Source organism: Bacillus sp. FMQ74, from assembly GCF_001875785.1.
GTDB lineage: Bacteria > Bacillota > Bacilli > Bacillales > Bacillaceae > Bacillus > Bacillus stercoris.
Window position 1 is genome coordinate 44,250 of record NZ_MOEO01000001.1, and the last position, 19,966, is coordinate 64,215.

Annotated in this window: 19 protein-coding genes; 14 read left to right on the forward strand and 5 right to left on the reverse strand. The window is 44.7% G+C overall.

Going from position 1 to position 19,966, the window contains the following annotated elements; genetic code table 11:
- Window positions 1-18 precede the first annotated feature (18 nt).
- Window positions 19-927: an RluA family pseudouridine synthase gene (locus BLL41_RS00260; RefSeq protein WP_071576360.1), complete on the reverse strand. Its 909-nt coding sequence runs from the start codon at window positions 925-927 to the stop codon at window positions 19-21.
- 110 nt (window positions 928-1,037) lie between these two features.
- Here BLL41_RS00260 and BLL41_RS00265 point away from each other — a divergent pair, with 110 nt between their 5' ends.
- The 13 genes from BLL41_RS00265 (at window position 1,038) to yhdA (ending at window position 15,320) form a co-directional block, all read left to right on the forward strand.
- The gene (locus BLL41_RS00265; protein WP_071576361.1) at window positions 1,038-1,433 is read left to right on the forward strand and encodes a YhcU family protein; all 396 of its coding nucleotides are present in this window, start codon (window positions 1,038-1,040) and stop codon (window positions 1,431-1,433) included.
- Window positions 1,434-1,570: 137 nt separating this feature from the next.
- Window positions 1,571-1,993, forward strand: a complete 423-nt coding sequence (locus BLL41_RS00270) for a CBS domain-containing protein (protein ID WP_071576362.1) — start codon at window positions 1,571-1,573, stop codon at window positions 1,991-1,993.
- Between the two features lie 125 nt (window positions 1,994-2,118).
- On the forward strand, window positions 2,119-2,781 hold the full coding sequence (locus BLL41_RS00275) for an HAD family hydrolase (RefSeq protein WP_014663330.1): 663 nt from the start codon (window positions 2,119-2,121) through the stop codon (window positions 2,779-2,781).
- 15 nt (window positions 2,782-2,796) lie between these two features.
- Window positions 2,797-4,338, forward strand: a complete 1,542-nt coding sequence (locus BLL41_RS00280; RefSeq protein WP_014663331.1) for a bifunctional GNAT family N-acetyltransferase/carbon-nitrogen hydrolase family protein — start codon at window positions 2,797-2,799, stop codon at window positions 4,336-4,338.
- Between the two features lie 374 nt (window positions 4,339-4,712).
- Window positions 4,713-6,065 carry an aspartate aminotransferase family protein gene (locus BLL41_RS00290; protein ID WP_083427884.1) on the forward strand — a complete coding sequence of 451 codons (1,353 nt, stop codon included), beginning with the start codon at window positions 4,713-4,715 and terminating at the stop codon, window positions 6,063-6,065.
- Between the two features lie 30 nt (window positions 6,066-6,095).
- Window positions 6,096-6,671 (forward strand): glycerol uptake operon antiterminator GlpP, encoded by a 576-nt coding sequence (gene glpP, locus BLL41_RS00295; RefSeq protein ID WP_041521282.1) that lies wholly within the window; start codon window positions 6,096-6,098, stop codon window positions 6,669-6,671.
- Window positions 6,672-6,849: 178 nt separating this feature from the next.
- Entirely contained in the window at window positions 6,850-7,674 is an 825-nt protein-coding gene (gene glpF / locus BLL41_RS00300) for a glycerol uptake facilitator protein GlpF (RefSeq protein WP_003233386.1), read from the forward strand.
- Window positions 7,675-7,692: 18 nt separating this feature from the next.
- A complete protein-coding gene (gene glpK / locus BLL41_RS00305; protein WP_071576365.1) occupies window positions 7,693-9,183 on the forward strand; it encodes a glycerol kinase GlpK in 1,491 nt (496 codons plus the stop codon).
- A 140-nt stretch (window positions 9,184-9,323) separates the two neighbouring features.
- The gene (gene glpD, locus BLL41_RS00310; RefSeq protein ID WP_071576366.1) at window positions 9,324-10,991 is read left to right on the forward strand and encodes a glycerol-3-phosphate dehydrogenase; all 1,668 of its coding nucleotides are present in this window, start codon (window positions 9,324-9,326) and stop codon (window positions 10,989-10,991) included.
- Between the two features lie 132 nt (window positions 10,992-11,123).
- Window positions 11,124-12,869: a phospho-sugar mutase gene (locus tag BLL41_RS00315; RefSeq protein ID WP_071576367.1), complete on the forward strand. Its 1,746-nt coding sequence runs from the start codon at window positions 11,124-11,126 to the stop codon at window positions 12,867-12,869.
- A 146-nt stretch (window positions 12,870-13,015) separates the two neighbouring features.
- Complete coding sequence (gene yhcY / locus BLL41_RS00320) at window positions 13,016-14,155, forward strand: two-component system sensor histidine kinase YhcY (RefSeq protein WP_071576368.1); 1,140 nt, start codon at window positions 13,016-13,018, stop codon at window positions 14,153-14,155.
- Window positions 14,152-14,799, forward strand: coding sequence for a two-component system response regulator YhcZ (gene yhcZ / locus BLL41_RS00325; protein ID WP_071576369.1), 648 nt, complete (start codon window positions 14,152-14,154; stop codon window positions 14,797-14,799). Before yhcY ends, yhcZ begins: the two co-directional genes overlap by 4 nt.
- A complete protein-coding gene (gene yhdA / locus BLL41_RS00330) occupies window positions 14,796-15,320 on the forward strand; it encodes an FMN-dependent NADPH-azoreductase (RefSeq protein ID WP_071576370.1) in 525 nt (174 codons plus the stop codon). Before yhcZ ends, yhdA begins: the two co-directional genes overlap by 4 nt.
- 15 nt (window positions 15,321-15,335) lie before the next feature.
- Here the strand turns inward: yhdA and BLL41_RS00335 are convergent, their stop codons facing one another.
- Window positions 15,336-15,578, reverse strand: coding sequence for a YhdB family protein (locus BLL41_RS00335; RefSeq protein WP_003224139.1), 243 nt, complete (start codon window positions 15,576-15,578; stop codon window positions 15,336-15,338).
- Between the two features lie 200 nt (window positions 15,579-15,778).
- Here BLL41_RS00335 and BLL41_RS00340 point away from each other — a divergent pair, with 200 nt between their 5' ends.
- A complete protein-coding gene (locus BLL41_RS00340) occupies window positions 15,779-16,102 on the forward strand; it encodes a YqzG/YhdC family protein (RefSeq protein ID WP_071576371.1) in 324 nt (107 codons plus the stop codon).
- 41 nt (window positions 16,103-16,143) lie between these two features.
- Here the strand turns inward: BLL41_RS00340 and lytF are convergent, their stop codons facing one another.
- The 3 genes from lytF to BLL41_RS00355 form a co-directional block, all read right to left on the reverse strand.
- Window positions 16,144-17,574: a peptidoglycan endopeptidase LytF gene (gene lytF / locus BLL41_RS00345; RefSeq protein WP_071576372.1), complete on the reverse strand. Its 1,431-nt coding sequence runs from the start codon at window positions 17,572-17,574 to the stop codon at window positions 16,144-16,146.
- A 154-nt stretch (window positions 17,575-17,728) separates the two neighbouring features.
- Window positions 17,729-18,169 (reverse strand): nitric oxide-sensing transcriptional repressor NsrR, encoded by a 441-nt coding sequence (gene nsrR, locus BLL41_RS00350; RefSeq protein WP_071576373.1) that lies wholly within the window; start codon window positions 18,167-18,169, stop codon window positions 17,729-17,731.
- Window positions 18,170-18,276: 107 nt separating this feature from the next.
- Window positions 18,277-19,803, reverse strand: a complete 1,527-nt coding sequence (locus tag BLL41_RS00355) for a mechanosensitive ion channel (protein ID WP_071576374.1) — start codon at window positions 19,801-19,803, stop codon at window positions 18,277-18,279.
- Window positions 19,804-19,966: the final 163 nt, after the last annotated feature.

A 19,966-nucleotide genomic window follows, 5' to 3' on the forward strand; every position in this document is an offset into this window, starting at 1 on the left:
AATGCCTGCGGCTTTTCTTCATGAAAAATATGTAGAACATAGGATTTCTATATCAGCCGGGAAAGGCGCTTCGGCAACAATCAGCTCGCCGGTTATCGGGTGAACGGCCTGTACCTTTTTGGCATGCAGCGCCTGTCTGTTTAACAGCTTGTTCCCGCCTCCGTAAAGCGAGTCTCCTACCAATGGATGGCCGATGCTCGCCATATGAACACGAATTTGGTGTGTTCTTCCTGTTTCTAACTCTAATTCAACGAGCGACAGCCGTTCTTTCGCATTGCTGGCCATTACCTTGAAATGAGTGATGGCTGTTTGCCCGCCTGGTGAAATCCGGCGTCTTGTCGGGTGTGATCGGTCTCTGCCGATCGGCGAATCAATTGTCCCTTTTTTCGTCCGTAGCTTTCCTTCAGCGATGGCGGTATATGTGCGCTTCAGCGTTTTCTTCTCTAACTGCTGGTCTAAGATGGCGTGTGCCAAACGATGCTTGGCAAAAACGATAGCGCCAGATGTATCCTGATCCAGACGGTGGACGTGGCGCACCTTACATGTTTCGCCATTTATCTGATAATGATACGCGATCAAATTAGCCAATGTGCCTGTTTGCCCATCCTCATTCGGGTGCGTCGCTATGCCAGCGGGTTTATTGACGATGAGCATGTGATTGTCCTCAAATAAAATATCAAGCTCTCCATACTCCGGAATGACGGACGAATCTTCACTTTCCTGAAGATCAATGAACACGCGGTCTCCCTTTTTTACAATCATATTGTTTAAGACGGATTCGTGATTGACCTGTATCTGATGATGGGTCATCCAGTCTTGTATCACGGGTTTAGAAGCTTTGAGCGCTGTTTTGAGTATTGAAAACAGCCATTGGCCGTCCTGTTTTTCATTGATGAGGATCTCAAGCCCTCTGCCTTTTTGTTTCATGTCAAATGGCTCCTTTTCGAAGCGGAAGGCTGCTGTTTCTCATAGGAAACACTTACCTTAGCTTTCGCGTTTTTTTCTGTGCTATTCTTGATTAAGACTTAGGATATTCGATGGCAAGAAAGGTGATTGACGTGAGAATTGTGAACGCAGCAACTGCAGAACAGGAGAGCTTTATCAAGGAGCTGTCTATGGAGCTGATCCATGATGTCTTTCCTCTTTATTTCTCCGAGCTGGACATTCAGCGCTTTAAAAAGAAAGGCGTTCTGTCTTTAAATAACCATTATTACCAAGGAACATTAAAAGAAGCATTTCAAATTATGGCTTGTCTGCAAATGATACATATTATCCTGACCAAGCCTTCGCCGCACTCTGATGTGAGTGATCAGGCGATTTTTGAAAAAAACAGCAAGATGCTGAATGATTTTGGGATTTATTTTCCGTTTGCTTTTTCTGACTTTCAAAAGAAGGCAAACAAAGCCTTTTTCGGTCAAAGAAGGCTGATATAATTAGGCGGTAAGAGCTTTTCTATTTTCAGAAAAGCTCTTTTTTGTATCAGAGAAATCATATCATAAAACCTTTCCTCTAACTCCCTTTTTAAACGGCTCGTGTCTGAACATACTAATGATTGAAAGGGGTGCTGACAATGAGTTCAGTTAAAGATACAATGACAACGCAGGTGGCAACCGTTTCTCCGAATCAAACGATTCAGGAAGCGGCTTCTCTAATGAAACAGCATAACGTCGGGGCGATTCCCGTTGTAGAGCAAGGTGTTTTAAAAGGAATGCTGACTGACCGTGACATTGCATTAAGAACTACAGCTCAGGGCCGTGATGGCCAGACACCCGTTTCAGAAGTGATGTCAACAGAACTCGTATCAGGAAACCCTAATATGAGTCTGGAAGACGCGTCGCAGCTGATGGCCCAGCACCAAATCCGCCGCCTTCCTATTGTAGATCAAAACAATCTAGTCGGGATCGTTGCGCTTGGAGACCTGGCAGTCAATCAGATGTCGAACGAGTCTGCGGGAGCAGCGCTGACAAACATTTCTCACCAAAACATTCATTAAATAGAAAGAGCTTGCAGTGTGCAGGCTCTTTCTTCACATAAACCTTACTTTTTGAAAGCAGACTTGTTTCGGGGTATAGTGAGTGTATACATATGTCTCAATTCGGACTAAAGGAGTTGTACCGAGTGATTAAAGCGTTAATTTTTGATTTTGACGGACTTATTCTAGATACAGAAACACACGAATATGAGGTCCTTCAGGAAATATTTGAAGAGCACGGCTCAGTGCTGCCGCTATCTGTCTGGGGAAAGGTCATCGGAACTGCAGCGGGATTCCGGCCTTTTGAATATTTAGAAGAGCAGATTGGGAAAAAGCTGAACCATGAAGAGCTCACAAAATTGAGAAGAGAGCGGTTCGCCAAACGCATGGAAACAGAAAAAGCGAGACCTGGTGTCGAAGCGTATTTGAATGCGGCAAAGGATTTAGGCTTAAAAGTAGGCCTGGCCTCCAGCTCTGATTATAAATGGGTGTCGGGCCATTTGAAGCAAATCGGCCTGTTTGATGATTTTGAGGTTATTCAAACGGCGGATGATGTGGAAGAGGTGAAGCCGAATCCTGAGCTCTATTTATTGGCGGCAAAGAACCTCGGGGTATCGCCAGCGGAATGTCTCGCGTTTGAGGATTCTGTCAATGGTTCGATTGCTGCGAAACGCGCAGGAATGAAGTGTGTCATTGTCCCGAATAAAGTAACGGGCACCTTGATGTTTGAAGACTATGATCACAGGCTTGAATCAATGGCGGAAATGGAACTCGCCCTATTGCTTGATCATCTGAACTCACAAAACTAGAAAGGAGCGAGCAGGTTGTCTGAGAAATTAGATTTGACCCGGTTTGAAAAGAAAATGGTTATCCGCAATATCGAAGAGAAAGACATCGATAAGATTATCGATCTTCAAAAGGACTGCTTTCCGGGGATGGAGCCTTGGAAGCGAGAGCATTTAATCAGCCATTTGGAGCATTTTCCAGACGGGCAGTTTTGTGCAGAATTCGAAGGTGAAATTATCGGTTCGTGCTCAAGTCTCCTGATTAACTTTGATGAATATGATGACCGCCACACGTGGCAGGACATTACAGATGACGGTTATATCACCAACCATAATCCTGACGGCTTGAATATGTATGGAATTGAGGTCATGGTGCATCCGAAATACAGACGGATGAAGATCGGCCATCGTTTGTACGAGGCGAGAAAGGATTTAGCGAGACGCTTAAACCTAAAAAGCATCATCATAGGCGGACGGATTCCAAACTATCACAAGTATGCAGAGGAAATGACAGCGAGAGAGTATGTTGAACAGGTGACACGCCACCAAATTTACGATCCGGTTCTTTCTTTTCAGCTGATGAACGGCTTTACCCTTATGCGAATTAACCCGAATTATCTCCCGGATGATACAGCTTCGATCAAGTATGCGACGCTGATGGAATGGAATAATGTCGATTATCTACCGCAACAGACAAAGCGCTATTATAAGTCAGCGTTCCCTGTGAGAATTTGTGTGATCCAATATGAAATGAAGAAAATTTACTCCTTTGAGGAATTTGCGAATCAAGTAGAATACTATGTCGATGTTGCTTCTGACGCGCGATCTGATTTTGCGGTGTTCCCGGAAATTTTCACAACCCAGCTGATGTCCTTCCTTGAGGAACGGTCACCGAGCTTGGCGGTACAGAGAATTACCGAGTATACAGAAGATTACATCAGCCTTTTTACTGATTTGGCTGTGAAGTATAACGTCAACATTATCGGCGGGTCTCATTTCGTCGAAGAGGAAGGCAAAATTTATAATATCGCTTACCTGTTCAGACGGGACGGAACGATCGAGAAGCAATATAAACTCCATATTACGCCGAATGAACGCAAATGGTGGGGAATCAGCGCAGGAGACCAGGTTCGTGTGTTTGATACAGACTGCGGAAAAATTGCGATCCAGATCTGTTATGACATTGAATTTCCTGAGCTTGCCCGGATTGCAGCTGATAAAGGCGCAAAAATCATCTTTACGCCATTTTGTACAGAAGACCGTCAAGGCTATTTGCGTGTCAGATACTGTTCGCAGGCTAGAGCGGTTGAAAATCAAATTTATACCGTTATCTCGGGAACGGTTGGAAACCTGCCGCAAACGGAAAACATGGATATCCAATACGCCCAGTCAGGCATCTTTGCCCCGTCTGATTTTGAATTCGCCCGAGACGGTATTGTCGGCGAAACAAACCCGAATATTGAAATGGTCGTCATCGGCGATGTTGACCTGGAAATTCTCAGAAGACAGCGCCAAAACGGCACAGTGCGCCAGCTAAAAGACAGGCGGCGTGATATTTATCATATTCACTATAAGAAATAATCCGGAAACCCGCCTGAATTGGCGGGTTTTTTTAAAGCAAAAGCGGAATTGATACGTTTTCTTTAAAGTAAATTGTATATTGGAAGGTGCCTTATGAAGTTTCTGTATTTCCATAATTTTCTATATCATACAGAAAATAGATATGTTTCACATTGCTATTGCAATGGCTGTCCAAGTCGTTTCGTGTGCGACCTTTATCAGTACGATGCTGCATCTTCTTTCTTCTTGAGGAAAGAGGACGTTTTATTATTTACACGGTTTATTGACTCTGGCCCCGTCTGGCTTTATATTGAAGGCAGGGAAATCATCACCAAGACATCACATAAAGAGAAGGTCTGTTTCAATGAATTGGCATTTTAGGGTACGCTAATGAAATGGAGATGATGGGGATGGAAAACATTCAGCAAAATCAGGGATTAAAGCAAAAAGATGAGCAATTTGTGTGGCATGCCATGAAGGGAGCGCATCAAGCGGACAGCCTGATTGCCCAGAAGGCCGAAGGGGCCTGGGTGACCGACATAGACGGACGACGCTATTTGGATGCGATGTCCGGTTTGTGGTGCGTCAATATTGGTTACGGCAGAAAGGAGCTTGCGGAGGCTGCCTATGAGCAATTAAAGGAGCTGCCTTATTACCCGTTAACGCAAAGTCATGCACCCGCTATTCAACTGGCGGAAAAGCTGAATGAATGGCTTGGCGGCGATTATGTTATCTTTTTTTCCAACAGCGGATCGGAAGCTAACGAAACTGCTTTTAAAATTGCCCGCCAGTACCATCTGCAAAACGGCGACCACAGCCGTTATAAATTCATCTCAAGATATCGGGCATACCACGGCAATACATTGGGAGCGCTCTCAGCGACCGGACAGGCGCAGCGGAAATATAAATACGAGCCTTTAAGCCAAGGGTTCCTGCATGCAGCTCCGCCAGATCTATACCGGAATCCTGATGATGCTGATACGCTTGAGAGCGCAAATGAAATCGACCGCATCATGACATGGGAATTAAGCGAAACGATTGCCGGGGTCATTATGGAGCCCATTATTACAGGCGGAGGCATCCTCATGCCGCCGGACGGATATATGAAGAAGGTGGAGGACATTTGCCGGCGCCACGGAGCCCTTTTGATTTGTGATGAAGTGATCTGCGGGTTTGGACGGACAGGCGAGCCGTTCGGGTTTATGCACTACGGCGTGAAGCCTGATATCATTACGATGGCGAAGGGCATCACAAGCGCATACCTGCCATTGTCAGCGACTGCTGTGAAACGGGATATTTTCGAAGCGTATCAGGGAGAAGCTCCTTATGACCGTTTCCGCCACGTGAACACGTTCGGCGGAAGCCCGGCTGCCTGTGCCTTGGCATTGAAAAACCTGCAAATTATGGAGGACGAACAGCTGATTCAGCGCTCACGTGATTTTGGAGCAAAGCTTTTAAGTGAGCTTCAAGCTCTGAGAGAACACCCGGAAGTCGGAGACGTCAGAGGAAAAGGGCTGCTGATCGGAATCGAACTCGTCAAAGATAAATTAACCAAAGAGCCGGCTGATGCTGACAAAGTAAACCAAGTGGTTGCGGCATGCAAAGAAAAAGGGCTGATTATCGGCAAAAACGGAGATACAGTTGCCGGCTACAACAACGTCATCCAGCTTGCGCCTCCATTTTGCCTGACAGAAGAGGACCTTTCCTTTATCGTGAAAACGGTGAAAGAAAGCTTTCAAACGATATAATATAAAAGTGATTGATTAAAGGAGCACACGATGAGTTTTCACAATCAGCCGATTTTACCGGCTATTCGCAATATGAAGCAATTTGATGAGTTTTTGAACAGTTCATTCTCTTACGGTGTTATTCTTGATATTCATCTCGGCCAGCTGAAGGGCGTGATCAGAGAAGCGCAAAAGCATGGAAAGAACATGATGGTGCACGTCGATCTCATTCAAGGGATTAAGCATGACGAATACGGTGCGGAATTTATATGTCAGGATATCAAGCCCGCTGGGATTATTTCCACAAGATCGAACGTGATTGCCAAAGCGAAGCAGAAGAAAATTTATGCCATTCAGCGCCTGTTTTTGCTTGATACAAGCGCGATGGAGAAAAGCATGGAGTTTATCGGCAAGCATAAGCCTGACTTCATCGAAGTGCTTCCCGGCATCGTTCCGTCACTCATTCAGGAAATAAAGGAGAAAACGGGAATTCCCATCTTTGCCGGCGGTTTCATCCGTACGGAAGAGGATGTAGAACAGGCATTGAAAGCGGGGGCTGTAGCTGTCACAACATCAAATACCAAATTGTGGAAGAAATATGAAAACTTTTTGACGGAAAGTGATTGACACCGCTTTCATACACTGATACAATTGCACTAGGTTAATACATTGTGATGGAGAACTCGGAGACCACAGCAGCTCTTTACGGCAAATGTTTATGCACCCGTAAAGCGGTTTGTTGTGGTTTTTTTATTCTCTTCTTCTCTATCATACTTTTTAATCGTGACTTTAGGAGGAATGTGCTATGACAGCATTTTGGGGAGAAGTCATCGGTACGATGCTGCTTATCATTTTTGGTGCAGGTGTTTGTGCAGGTGTCAATTTAAAGAAATCGCTTTCATTCCAGTCTGGCTGGATTGTTGTTGTATTTGGATGGGGATTGGGTGTTGCCATGGCAGCTTACGCGGTTGGCGGTATCAGCGGCGCCCATTTGAATCCGGCGCTAACGATAGCGCTTGCATTTGTTGGAGATTTTCCATGGAAAGAGGTTCCGGTTTATATTGCGGCGCAAATGATCGGAGCGATCATCGGAGCGGTAATTATTTATCTGCATTACCTGCCGCATTGGAAGTCAACGGATGATCCCGCTGCCAAGCTGGGTGTTTTCTCAACAGGACCAAGCATTCCGCATACATTTGCAAACGTTTTAAGCGAAGTGATTGGGACATTTGTCCTTGTGCTTGGAATCTTGGCCATTGGGGCAAATCAATTTACAGAAGGACTTAATCCTTTAATCGTCGGTTTCCTCATTGTAGCGATCGGTATTTCTCTAGGGGGCACCACCGGCTATGCCATTAATCCTGCGCGTGACTTAGGTCCGCGGATCGCCCACGCTTTTCTTCCGATTCCGGGAAAGGGCTCATCAAACTGGAAATACGCATGGGTTCCGGTAGTCGGCCCGATTTTAGGCGGATCGTTCGGAGGCGTATTTTACAACGCTGCATTTAAGGGGCACATCACAAGCAGCTTCTGGATTGTAAGCGTTATATTGGTTGTGGTATTGTTAGGACTCTATGTCTATACGAAATCACATTCTGCTAAAACATTATCAAATTCAAAATATATTTAATCAAAGGGGAGACATCTTATGGAAACGTACATTTTATCCTTAGATCAGGGGACAACAAGTTCAAGAGCGATTCTGTTTAATAAAGAAGGCAAAATCGTTCACTCCGCTCAAAAGGAATTTACACAATACTTCCCGAATCCTGGCTGGGTTGAGCATAATGCCAATGAAATTTGGGGCTCTGTCCTCGCGGTTATCGCGTCAGTCATCTCTGAATCAGGAATCAGCGCTTCTCAAATTGCCGGCATCGGCATCACGAACCAGCGCGAGACGACGGTTGTGTGGGATAAAGATACAGGAAGTCCTGTCTATAATGCAATTGTTTGGCAGTCAAGACAGACGTCCGGCATTTGTGAGGAACTTCGTGAAAAAGGATATAATGATAAATTCAGAGAAAAAACCGGGCTTTTGATCGATCCATACTTCTCCGGCACGAAGGTGAAGTGGATTTTAGATAATGTGGAAGGCGCAAGAGAAAAAGCGGAAAAAGGCGAGCTGCTGTTCGGAACGATTGATACATGGCTCATTTGGAAAATGTCAGGCGGAAAAGCGCATGTGACCGATTACTCCAATGCTTCCAGAACGCTGATGTTTAATATTTACGATTTAAAATGGGACGATGAACTGCTCGACATTTTAGGCATACCGAAATCCATGCTCCCTGAAGTGAAGCCGTCTTCCCATGTGTATGCGGAGACTGTTGATTATCATTTCTTCGGAAAAAATATCCCGATTGCGGGAGCGGCAGGCGACCAGCAGTCCGCATTGTTCGGCCAAGCGTGCTTTGAAGAAGGCATGGGAAAAAACACATACGGCACTGGATGTTTCATGCTGATGAATACCGGGGAAAAAGCAATTAAGTCCGAACACGGGCTTTTGACGACAATCGCTTGGGGCATTGACGGAAAAGTTAACTATGCGTTAGAAGGAAGCATTTTTGTCGCAGGCTCTGCCATCCAGTGGCTTAGAGACGGATTAAGAATGTTCCAGGATTCATCGCTTAGCGAATCTTATGCAGAAAAAGTGGATTCAACTGACGGCGTGTATGTTGTTCCGGCATTTGTCGGACTGGGCACGCCTTACTGGGACAGCGATGTGCGCGGTTCGGTTTTCGGCCTTACAAGAGGGACAACAAAAGAGCACTTTATCCGTGCGACACTGGAGTCATTGGCTTATCAGACAAAAGATGTGCTTGACGCAATGGAAGCAGATTCAAACATTTCATTAAAGACGCTTCGTGTAGACGGAGGAGCTGTGAAAAACAATTTCCTGATGCAGTTCCAAGGAGATCTGTTGAATGTTCCTGTGGAGCGCCCGGAAATTAATGAAACGACTGCACTTGGCGCTGCTTATTTGGCGGGTATCGCTGTGGGATTCTGGAAGGACCGTTCTGAAATCGCGAACCAGTGGAATCTGGATAAACGGTTTGAACCTAAATTAGAAGAAGAAAAACGAAATGAGCTGTATAAAGGCTGGCAAAAAGCCGTGAAAGCAGCTATGGCTTTTAAATAATGCAATACTATGGTATAATGGCTACAAGTTAATAAGAACGGTCCTGAGACGAGGAGAGACCACAGCACCAAAGTGTAAGCATGCACTTTGGCTGTTGTGGTCTCTTTTTCTATTTACCGTGACAACAAGGAGGAAACGTAATGATGAAACATCAATTTTCAAGTCTTGAAAGAGATCGCATGCTGACAGACATGACGAAAAAAACATATGACCTATTTATTATCGGAGGAGGAATTACAGGAGCGGGAACAGCTCTTGACGCGGCATCAAGGGGAATGAAGGTCGCACTAAGCGAAATGCAGGACTTTGCGGCAGGGACATCAAGCCGATCAACGAAGCTGGTACATGGCGGCTTGCGCTATTTAAAACAATTTGAAGTGAAAATGGTCGCTGAGGTAGGGAAAGAGCGGGCGATTGTATATGAAAACGGTCCGCATGTTACTACACCGGAATGGATGCTGCTTCCGTTTCATAAAGGCGGCACATTCGGTTCATTTACAACATCTATCGGGTTACGAGTGTATGACCTCCTTGCAGGTGTGAAAAAGTCAGAACGAAGAAGCATGCTTTCAGCAAAAGAAACGCTGCAAAAAGAGCCATTGGTGAAAAAAGACGGCTTAAAGGGCGGCGGGTACTATGTGGAATACCGCACTGACGACGCGAGATTGACAATCGAAGTCATGAAGGAAGCGGTGAAATTCGGGGCAGAGCCTGTGAATTACTCCAAAGTGAAGGAGCTTCTTTACGAAAAAGGCAAAGCTGTCGGCGTATTAATTGAAGATGTGCTGACAAAGAAAGAATATAAAGTGTATGCGAAAAAAATTGTCAATGCGACAGGTCCTTGGGTCGATCAGCTCAGAGAAAAAGACCATTCGAAAAACGGAAAGCATTTGCAGCATACAAAGGGCATTCACCTTGTATTTGACCAGTCTGTCTTTCCGCTGAAACAGGCTGTATATTTTGATACACCTGATGGCCGGATGGTATTTGCGATTCCTCGTGAAGGCAAAACATATGTGGGAACAACAGACACTGTTTACAAAGAGGCGCTGGAGCATCCGCGGATGACAACAGAGGATCGTGATTATGTCATCAATTCAATTAATTATATGTTCCCAGAACTGAATATCACTGCGAATGACATCGAATCCAGCTGGGCGGGGCTGCGTCCGCTGATTCATGAAGAAGGCAAAGATCCTTCTGAAATTTCACGGAAAGACGAGATTTGGACATCTGACTCAGGCTTGATCACCATTGCCGGCGGAAAACTGACTGGATACAGAAAAATGGCGGAGCACATCGTTGATCTTGTGCGTGACCGCTTAAAAGAAGAAGGCGCAAAGGATTTTGGCCCATGTAAAACGAAAAACATGCCAATCTCAGGCGGGCACGTCGGCGGTTCGAAAAATCTCATGTCCTTCGTGACCGCGAAAACAAAAGAAGGAATTGCAGCGGGTTTATCAGAAAAAGACGCAAAACAGCTGGCGATCAGATACGGCTCTAACGTAGATCGCGTCTTTGACCGGATAGAAGCGCTGAAAGATGAGGCCGCGAAACGCAACATTCCGGTTCATATTCTTGCTGAGGCAGAATACAGTATAGAAGAAGAGATGACTGCAACCCCTGCAGACTTCTTTGTCCGCAGAACGGGACGTTTATTCTTTGATATCAATTGGGTAAGAACATATAAAGATGCCGTTATTGATTTTATGAGCGAGCGATTCCAATGGGATGAGCAGACGAAAAACAAACATACAGAAAACCTCAACATGCTTTTACACGATGCGGTTGTACCGCTTGAACAATAAATCATAACGGGCTGTCTGCAGCCCGTTATTTCTTTTTACGTGCCGAAAGTGCCAGATCTCAGGTTATCAAGTGACAGAGACACTCGCTTCATATAAAATAATGGCTATAAGCTGATACATAGGAGGACGAACATGACTTGGAGAAAGAGCTATGAACGCTGGAAACAAACAGAACATTTAGATCCGGAATTAAAAGAGCGCCTCACTGAATTAGAGGGGGATGAACAGGCTCTTGAGGACTGTTTCTATAAAGACCTTGAATTCGGTACCGGCGGAATGCGCGGAGAAATCGGCGCTGGGACGAATCGGATGAATATTTACACTGTGCGCAAAGCATCAGCCGGGTTTGCGGCATACATTTCGAAGCAGGGTGAGGAAGCAAAAAAACGGGGCGTTGTCATTGCTTATGATTCTCGCCATAAATCGCCGGAATTTGCGATGGAAGCGGCAAAAACACTTGCGACACAAGGCATCCAAACATACGTGTTTGATGAGCTTCGCCCGACGCCAGAGCTGTCATTCGCTGTCAGACAGCTAAACGCTTATGGAGGGATTGTGGTAACAGCAAGCCATAACCCGCCTGAATATAACGGCTACAAAGTATACGGTGATGATGGCGGCCAGCTGCCTCCGAAGGAAGCGGACATCGTCATTGAGCAGGTAAACGCGATTGAAAATGAGCTGACAATCACAGTGGACGAAGAAAATGCGTTAAAAGAAAAAGGCTTAATCAAGATCATCGGTGAAGACATTGATAAAGTCTATACAGAAAAACTGACGTCCATTTCTGTACATCCTGAATTATCGAAAGAAGTGGATGTAAAGGTTGTTTTCACACCGTTGCATGGAACTGCGAATAAACCGGTCAGACGCGGCCTTGAAGCGCTCGGCTACAAAAATGTAACGGTTGTCAAAGAACAGGAACTGCCGGATTCAAATTTTTCCACTGTTACATCGCCAAACCCGGAAGAGCATGCGGCATTCGAATATGCCATTAAGCTTGGGGAGGAGCAGCATGCAGATATTCTCATCGCGACAGACCCTGATGCTGACCGCCTAGGCATCGCGGTGAAAAACGATCAAGGCAAATATACAGTGCTGACAGGAAACCAAACCGGAGCGCTGCTGCTTCATTACCTGCTTTCTGAAAAGAAAAAACAAGGCATCCTGCCAAATAACGGTGTTGTTCTCAAAACGATCGTTACAAGCGAAATCGGCCGTGCCGTAGCTTCATCATTCGGCCTTGATACGATTGATACGCTGACAGGCTTCAAGTTTATCGGTGAAAAGATCAAGGAATACGAGGCATCAGGCCAGTATACCTTCCAATTCGGTTATGAAGAGAGCTACGGTTATTTAATCGGGGATTTTGCCCGCGATAAGGACGCCATTCAGGCCGCGCTTTTGGCAGTTGAAGTTTGCGCGTTTTATAAAAAGCAGGGAATGTCATTATATGAAGCCCTTATCAATCTCTTTAACGAGTATGGTTTTTATCGTGAAGGGCTGAAATCTCTGACACTGAAAGGAAAACAAGGAGCAGAGCAAATTGAAGCGATACTTGCTTCCTTCAGAAAAAATCCGCCGCAGAAAATGGCCGGCAAACAGGTTGTTACAGCAGAAGATTACGCTGTAAGCAAACGGACGCTTCTGACTGAAAACAAAGAAGAAGCCATCGACTTGCCAAAATCAAATGTACTGAAATACTTCCTGGAAGACGGGTCTTGGTTCTGTCTTCGTCCTTCTGGAACTGAGCCGAAGGTGAAATTTTATTTCGCCGTAAAAGGGGCATCTTTGGAAGACAGTGAAAAGCGTCTTGCCGCCCTTTCTGAAGATGTAATGAAGACGGTAGATGAAATTGTTGAGTCAACGAAAAAATAATTCTACTATCAGCCGGATCATTGTAAATGATCCGGTTTTTCTTTTTCTCATCCAAAAGTCTGAAAGAAAATCATTCCACATACGAAGTACTGAAATACAAAAAACTGGTATAATCTTTAATACAAGATCAATGCGGAGTGAGAAACGTGAGCAAAACGAGGATGGAAAAATTAAAAACGCTGAAAACCATTGCGGAAACCTTAAATCAAGGGCACGATATCAATGCAACACTGGATGAGGTTTTAAAAGAATTGCTGAGTCTGACAAATCTTCAATCCGGATGGATTTTTCTGATCGAAGAAGATGGATCCTATACGTTAGCGGCCGACGCTTTTCTGCCTCCCGCTTTAAGCCGCAAGGAAAAAGTGCTGATGTGCGAAGGGGAGTGTTACTGCCTGACAAAATTCAATAACGGGGGGCTTAGAAGGGCTGCTAATATCATGAACTGCAAACGCATCGAATCAGCCGAAGAACTGCATTGTTTTGATACAGAAGGGATTACGCATCATGCAACTGTGCCTTTAGAAGACGGGGACAGGAGATTCGGATTGTTAAATGTAGCGGCGGCCGGAAAAACCATGTTTGATGAGGAAGAGCTGCATTTACTCGAGTCTGTCGCCTTTCAGATCGGAACGGCAATCCAGCGTATGAGGCTTTCCGAATATAAACAAAAAAATGCTCTTTTAATGGAGCGAAACCGCCTCGCTCAGGAGCTTCACGATTCTGTCAATCAAATGCTGTTTTCCGTCAGTTTAACTGCCAGAGCTGCAAAGACACTAACAAAAGACGAGCATTTGCAGCAGATGATTGATTTCATCCAAAACCTATCCCAGGACGCTCTCGCGGAAATGAAAGCGTTAATTTGGCAGCTTCGCCCCGGAGGATTGGAAAAAGGGCTGGCTGAAGCCATAAAAAGCTATGGCGTTCTCATTGGATTGAAGGTCATCTTTACCCAAAAAGGCTGTCCTGTTCTGACTGATGAGCAGGAGCATATGCTATGGCGTGTCGTACAGGAAGCATTAAATAACTGCAAAAAGCATGCCGGAACGGATACGGCGTATGTTAGTCTGACTGCTTCTTTGGGCCATGCGGAGCTGGATATAATCGATCATGGGGCAGGATTTCGCTATGAAGCGCATGCCGGTCTGCCTTCACTTGGCATCAAGGGTATGAAAGAACGAGCGGAAAAAGCCGGCGCGAAGTTTTGGATTGAGTCAGCGCTTGGAACTGGAACAAAGCTGTCCATCAGGCTTCCGCTAACAAGCCGAAAAGGAGGGGCGGTATGAAAATTGTAATTGCTGATGATCATCACGTTGTCAGAAAGGGTCTGCGTTTTTTCTTTGCCACCCAGGATGATATTGAAGTTGTCGGAGAAGCTGCAAACGGAATAGAAGCTCTCCGTGTCATCGAAGAGACAAAGCCGGATCTTGTGCTAATGGATCTATCTATGCCCGAGATGGACGGCATTCAAGCCATTAAAAAAGCAATACAGCAATTTCCGGAGACGAATATCATTGTGCTAACGAGCTACTCTGATCAGGAGCACGTCATCCCCGCTCTTCAGGCAGGTGCGAAGGCATATCAATTAAAGGATACGGAGCCCGAGGAATTGGTGAAAACACTAAGACAAGTGCATGCTGGCGAATACAAGCTTTCTACAACTATTATGCCCCATGTGCTGACACATATGAAAAATCAGCACGACCCGGAAAAAGAAAAATATTATCAATTAACAAGAAGGGAAAAAGACGTTCTGACTGAAATCGCGAACGGGAAAAGCAATAAAGAAATCGCAGTAGCCTTGTTTATTTCAGAAAAAACAGTGAAAACCCATGTATCGAATCTGTTAGCAAAACTTGAAGTGGCCGACCGCACGCAAGCAGCGCTTTTCGCAGTGAAATATAACCTGAATGGAGAGATCTCGAAATGAACATGTTAGTCATAAATGGCACGCCAAGAAAACATGGGAGAACAAGAATTGCCGCATCTTATCTTTCAGCACTGTATCACACGGATTTGATTGATCTTAGCGAGTTTGTATTGCCGATTTTTAATGGTGAAGCGGATCAATCTGAACTGTTGCAGGTACAGGAGCTTAAACAACGCGTTACTAAAGCGGATGCGATTGTATTATTATCTCCTGAATATCACAGCGGCATGAGCGGCGCTTTAAAAAATGCCTTGGATTTTTTAAGCAGCGAACAATTCAAATATAAGCCCGTTGCATTATTGGCAGTGGCGGGGGGCGGAAAAGGCGGCATCAATGCGCTGAATAATATGAGGACTGTGATGCGGGGGCTCTACGCCAATGTCATCCCGAAGCAGCTGGTGCTTGATCCGGTGCATATTGATGTTGAAAATACTGCCGTGGCTGAAAACATTAAGGAAAGCTTAAAAGAGCTTGTCGAAGAACTCAGCTTATTCGCAAAAGCAGGAAATCCCGGCGTTTAAACCGCCGGGATTTGTTTATGTGAGCAGGGCTAATTGATCTTCATAAGTCAGCTCTGTGGCATGATCAATATAACGGAGAAGAGAATACAGCATCTTTTCAAGAACGGCGTAATCCTGTTCAAAATGATAGGCATGCAGAAAATGCTCAATTCGTTTTGACAACAAATCATCCTCTGTACGCACCATTAAAATTAATAAATTATCCCATTGGGAACGATGGGTGTAATATAGCGCTTTATCGTAATCGGCATAATCCATGAATCGCTTCTCCTTTCTTGTGTGAGAAGTTCATGATTAGTTTATGCCGCATTCTCTGTAATTGACGGGGCAAAACTTGGCGTCTGCGGCAGTAAAGGAGTAGCAATATGAGGGAGACATAAAATCAAAATGCCTGAATGAAGCAATCGCTTTTGGTAAACCTATGAGAGAACATATTCTTGGTACAGGAGACTGAAAATATGAAATCTCTGCCGTATACCATCGCGCTTCTTTTTTGCGGATTGATCATCGTGTCAATCGCTGCAAAAGGTCATTCAACGGACACAAACGAGTCCGTTCAAAAGTGGGAACAGCTTGCCTGGAGCAAAATTCAGGATGAATATAAGGGTGCTTCATTTTCTGATTATGCTTATATGGGGCGGACCGAGGTGAATGATCAGCAGACGAAAGATGTCTTTCGGGTGACAGTCAGACAGAAAGATGACACTTTTTCTGTTCGGGCCGAAGTCTATTTTCATCCGGTGACAAATCATATGATCAGCATCAACGTCTTTAGGCTCTAATAAAAAACTGTACAGCCGTTAAGGCCGCACAGTTTCTGTTTTTAGAAATATCGTTTTGCACCGAGATAACGCTGTTTCCAGTAAGAGTTGTTCATATTGGAAATGACAACTCCGGAATCGTTGGCATTTATGAATTCCCCGTTTCCTAGGTAAATTCCAACGTGGGAAGGGCCGGCTTTATACGTTGTAAAGAAAACGAAATCTCCGACAGCAGGCTGGCTGACGGGCTTCATTGTGTTCCAATATCCAGCTGCCGTTAATCTAGATACGGATGTGACTTTGTTCAATACATAGTAAATGAATCCGCTGCAGTCAAACCCGGACGGTGTCGTGCCTCCCCATCGATACGGGACCCCAAGCTGCTCTTTAGCGGCGGCAATCATTGTGTTAATCTTCGCGCTCGTTGAGCTGGTGGTGTTTGAAGAACCGGATGAAGACGATGATGATGATGCTTTTCCGGTAATGACCAGCTTTTGGCCAACCTGCAAGACATCAGTTTTTAAATTGTTTTTCTCCCGGATCTGCTGAGCTGTTACATTAAATTTCTGAGCAATGACCCACAAGGAATCACCGCTTTTCACCGTGTATGTAGTCGTCGCGCCTGAGCTTGCATTTGACGAAGAAGACGACGATGAAGAGCCTGAAGATGCTTTACCCGTCAGCTTCAGTACTTGTCCAACGTAAAGCACATCTGATTTCAGATTGTTGACATTTCGGATTTGCTGTACAGTCAGGTTATAGTTGTTTGCGATTTTCCAAAGTGAATCACCGCTTTTTACAGTATATTTCGTTGTTGCCGAAGTTTGGTTCGATTTGGATGAAGTGTCTTTGGAAGACGTATCAGAGCCGCTTGATTTTGTTTTCAACACCTGATTCACGTAAATGGTGTCTGATTTTAAGTTGTTCAAGACCTTCAATTCAGCGATGGACATATTGACTTTGTTTGCAATTTTCCAAAGCGAATCTCCAAGCTGCACCTTATATGTTCCTGTAGAAGATGAAGAACTTGAGCTCTTATTAGAACTGCTTTTTGAACTGGAACTAGAGCTTGAAGAAACTGTGCCGGACACCTTTAATTTCTGCCCCGCACGAATCAAATCGCTGCTTAGTCCGTTTAATTTCTTTAGTTCCTGCACCGTCATTTTATACTCATTTGCGATCAGCCAAAGTGAATCACCGCTTTTCACAGTGTAAACAGAACTTCCGCTCTTCTTGGTTGTTGAGCTTGAAGTAGATGAAGAAGTGCTGGAATTGCTGCCTGGAATGGTAAGCGTCTGGCCGATCGACAGAACAGTAGTCGAAAGATGATTGGCGGATGTGAGGGCCGCCACACTTGTGTTATAGGTTTGGGCCAGTTTCCATAAAGAATCTCCGCTTTTGACCTTAATCGTTGCTGCTTCAGCTGGTGTCACTGCTAAAGTTGTGCCGACAATCGCAGATGCTGTCAGCCCTGCTGCTAATTTCTTTTTCATCTTAGCTCTCCTTTTTCCCCCAATGATTTTGAATTTGCTGTTTCTTTTTTATATCGGCACATTTGTCTCATCGTTTTGCCTTTTTTAAAAAATAGCCATATTATCTTAACAAAAAGGGGGGAAAAAGGGCATAAAAAAAGAAGGAATCATGGATCTATTCCTTCATTTTTAAAAGCTTCATGATATCTTCCTTGTTTTTGACGAGGTCGCGCAGTGTATATTTGTCTAAAACCGCAAGATAGGCCAAAAGCGCTTCATTAAGCACATGTTTTAAGCCGCATACCGGGGAAATAACGCAGAGATTCTTGTTCGCATCAAAACATTCAACAATATTAAAATCGTCCTCTGTTTTTCTGACAACCTCACCGATGTTGATGTCTTCAGGGTCCATGCCTAATCGTATGCCGCCGCCCCGTCCGCGTATCGTTTCTACGTAGCCGAGCTGGCCGAGCCTGTATATGACTTTCATAAGATGATTTTTTGAAATAGCATACGTTTCGGCAATCTGTTTTATATTTGAAAGTTCTCCGGGACGCTCTGCAGCCAGAAAAATCAACACTCTTAATGAATAATCTGTATAATTGGTTAACTTCATAATAAGACCTCAGAATAAGACATTTTCTATATCTTATCATAATCGATTGAAAAATGAAAAAAAAGGAATTAAAAAACCATGCACCCAGCTGGGTGCATGGTTTTTGCTTACATGTCATTTGGCGGATTTTGGTGTTGGCGTTTTTTTTCAATTTCGGTGTTTTGCATTTTGCGTTCAAATGTAGACAGATAACGTGACGCAAAATCCTTTCCGCCAAGGCCGAAGGATAAACCAAAAGCGAGTGCAAAGCCGCTAAGAACGATGATGAACGCGGAATTGACGATTGTCGCAGCGACACCAAGCTGATCCAGGGCCATAAAGAAAGCAAGTGCGATAATGGTGTATTTAGCGATGGCCGCTAAAGATTTGAATTCCTGGCCTTTAATCATGCTTGCGAGCACTTTGCGCACCAATTCCCCGGCGTAAAGGCCGATTCCGAGAATGAATACAGCGACAAGGACATTCGGCAGATACGCGATGATGCCTGTCGCAATTTCTACGAGGAAGTGCAGCCGAACAATTTGAAGCGCCTCGGCTGTAAACAGCAGAATGACAATGATTTGCGCAATCAAACCGACAACTTGAGACAAGGACAGCTTTGCAGGCGTTCCGGCTTCCATGCCTATTTTTTCTAAGACAGAATCAAAGCCTGCGCGATGGAGCAGTCCGGACACCATGGATTTCACCCATTTTCCTGCCCACATACCAGCTAAAATAAGCACGATGGCAATTATGATGTTCGGAAGCATGTTTAAAATCGTATTCAGCATAGAGACAGCCGGTTTTGAAATGCCGGCGACATCCAGCTGATCCAACGCAGAAATGACCACCGGAATGATAATCAACACATAAGCGATTGTTCCGATGACTGCAGAAAGGCTTGTATCTTTTAAGTAAATGGATAAACCCATACGTGCCGCGAATCTTTCCGTGCCGATGCTTGCAAGGAAATTTGTAATGATATCACGTACAAGGCGGGCAATAAGCCAGCCGATTAATACGATAAGCGCCGCTGCAAATAACTTCGGCAGAAAAGCGAGCACGCTGTCCATCATATTTGTAAAAGGACCTGAAATGCCACTGATTTTCAAAGAAGATAAGACCCCTGGCAGGAAAACAAGCAGCACGAGATAAAAGACAATTTGTGAAGCGGTATTGACAGCCTGATGAATATCTTTTCCTTCAGACACCAAATTCCACTTGCGCAGTTTGTCACTCGTGTTCAGCTTCATCCCGATTTTTTTGACAAGGAAGCTCAAAACAGAGGCTGCAGCCCATCCTAACAGCAGAATGAGTCCGGCTTTCAGCACGCTTGGGATCGCGGCTGCAATCGCCGACAGCATACTGACAAATGGTGATGCCACTGTTGTCAGGTGCAAAATGTTAAAGAATAAAATAAAGACGATGATCAATGCGATAAAATAAACGACTTTGCTTATGACTTTTTCCGAGGAATAGCGTGAAGGCTTTTTCCCAGCAAAGAGCTTGTCATCGATTTTTGTTTTGCTGAGTCCTTTGTATACCGCTTTTTCAATGATTTTAGCGATAGCCCATCCGATTAATAAGACAAGTAAAGCAATAATTACGTTTGGCAGCTTACTGAGATAAGAAGAAAGCACGTCTGCTACATTCAATTGGTATCGCTCCTTTTTTTCGTAGTATGGTGTGTGTTTACCCACTGATCCAATAAACAAACAGCTGAATGTGCCGGGGAATTTTTTTCTCGCCAGAGTGAGGCTATCATCTTTTGTCTGGCGGGCTCATACATTATAGATAAGTCCAAGTAGGGGGGATTCG

What these genes read in the sequence shown, in the direction of transcription:
- nsrR (WP_071576373.1), bottom strand. Translation starts at nt 18,169, where the DNA reads ATGAAGTTAACCAATTATACAGATTATTCATTAAGAGTGTTGATTTTT.
- glpK (WP_071576365.1), top strand. Translation starts at nt 7,693, where the DNA reads ATGGAAACGTACATTTTATCCTTAGATCAGGGGACAACAAGTTCAAGA.
- BLL41_RS00340 (WP_071576371.1), top strand. Translation starts at nt 15,779, where the DNA reads ATGAAATCTCTGCCGTATACCATCGCGCTTCTTTTTTGCGGATTGATC.
- glpP (WP_041521282.1), top strand. Translation starts at nt 6,096, where the DNA reads ATGAGTTTTCACAATCAGCCGATTTTACCGGCTATTCGCAATATGAAG.
- glpF (WP_003233386.1), top strand. Translation starts at nt 6,850, where the DNA reads ATGACAGCATTTTGGGGAGAAGTCATCGGTACGATGCTGCTTATCATT.
- BLL41_RS00290 (WP_083427884.1), top strand. Translation starts at nt 4,713, where the DNA reads ATGGAGATGATGGGGATGGAAAACATTCAGCAAAATCAGGGATTAAAG.
- BLL41_RS00260 (WP_071576360.1), bottom strand. Translation starts at nt 927, where the DNA reads ATGAAACAAAAAGGCAGAGGGCTTGAGATCCTCATCAATGAAAAACAG.
- BLL41_RS00265 (WP_071576361.1), top strand. Translation starts at nt 1,038, where the DNA reads ATGGCAAGAAAGGTGATTGACGTGAGAATTGTGAACGCAGCAACTGCA.
- yhcZ (WP_071576369.1), top strand. Translation starts at nt 14,152, where the DNA reads ATGAAAATTGTAATTGCTGATGATCATCACGTTGTCAGAAAGGGTCTG.
- glpD (WP_071576366.1), top strand. Translation starts at nt 9,324, where the DNA reads ATGATGAAACATCAATTTTCAAGTCTTGAAAGAGATCGCATGCTGACA.
- BLL41_RS00315 (WP_071576367.1), top strand. Translation starts at nt 11,124, where the DNA reads ATGACTTGGAGAAAGAGCTATGAACGCTGGAAACAAACAGAACATTTA.
- BLL41_RS00270 (WP_071576362.1), top strand. Translation starts at nt 1,571, where the DNA reads ATGAGTTCAGTTAAAGATACAATGACAACGCAGGTGGCAACCGTTTCT.
- BLL41_RS00335 (WP_003224139.1), bottom strand. Translation starts at nt 15,578, where the DNA reads ATGGATTATGCCGATTACGATAAAGCGCTATATTACACCCATCGTTCC.
- yhdA (WP_071576370.1), top strand. Translation starts at nt 14,796, where the DNA reads ATGAACATGTTAGTCATAAATGGCACGCCAAGAAAACATGGGAGAACA.
- lytF (WP_071576372.1), bottom strand. Translation starts at nt 17,574, where the DNA reads ATGAAAAAGAAATTAGCAGCAGGGCTGACAGCATCTGCGATTGTCGGC.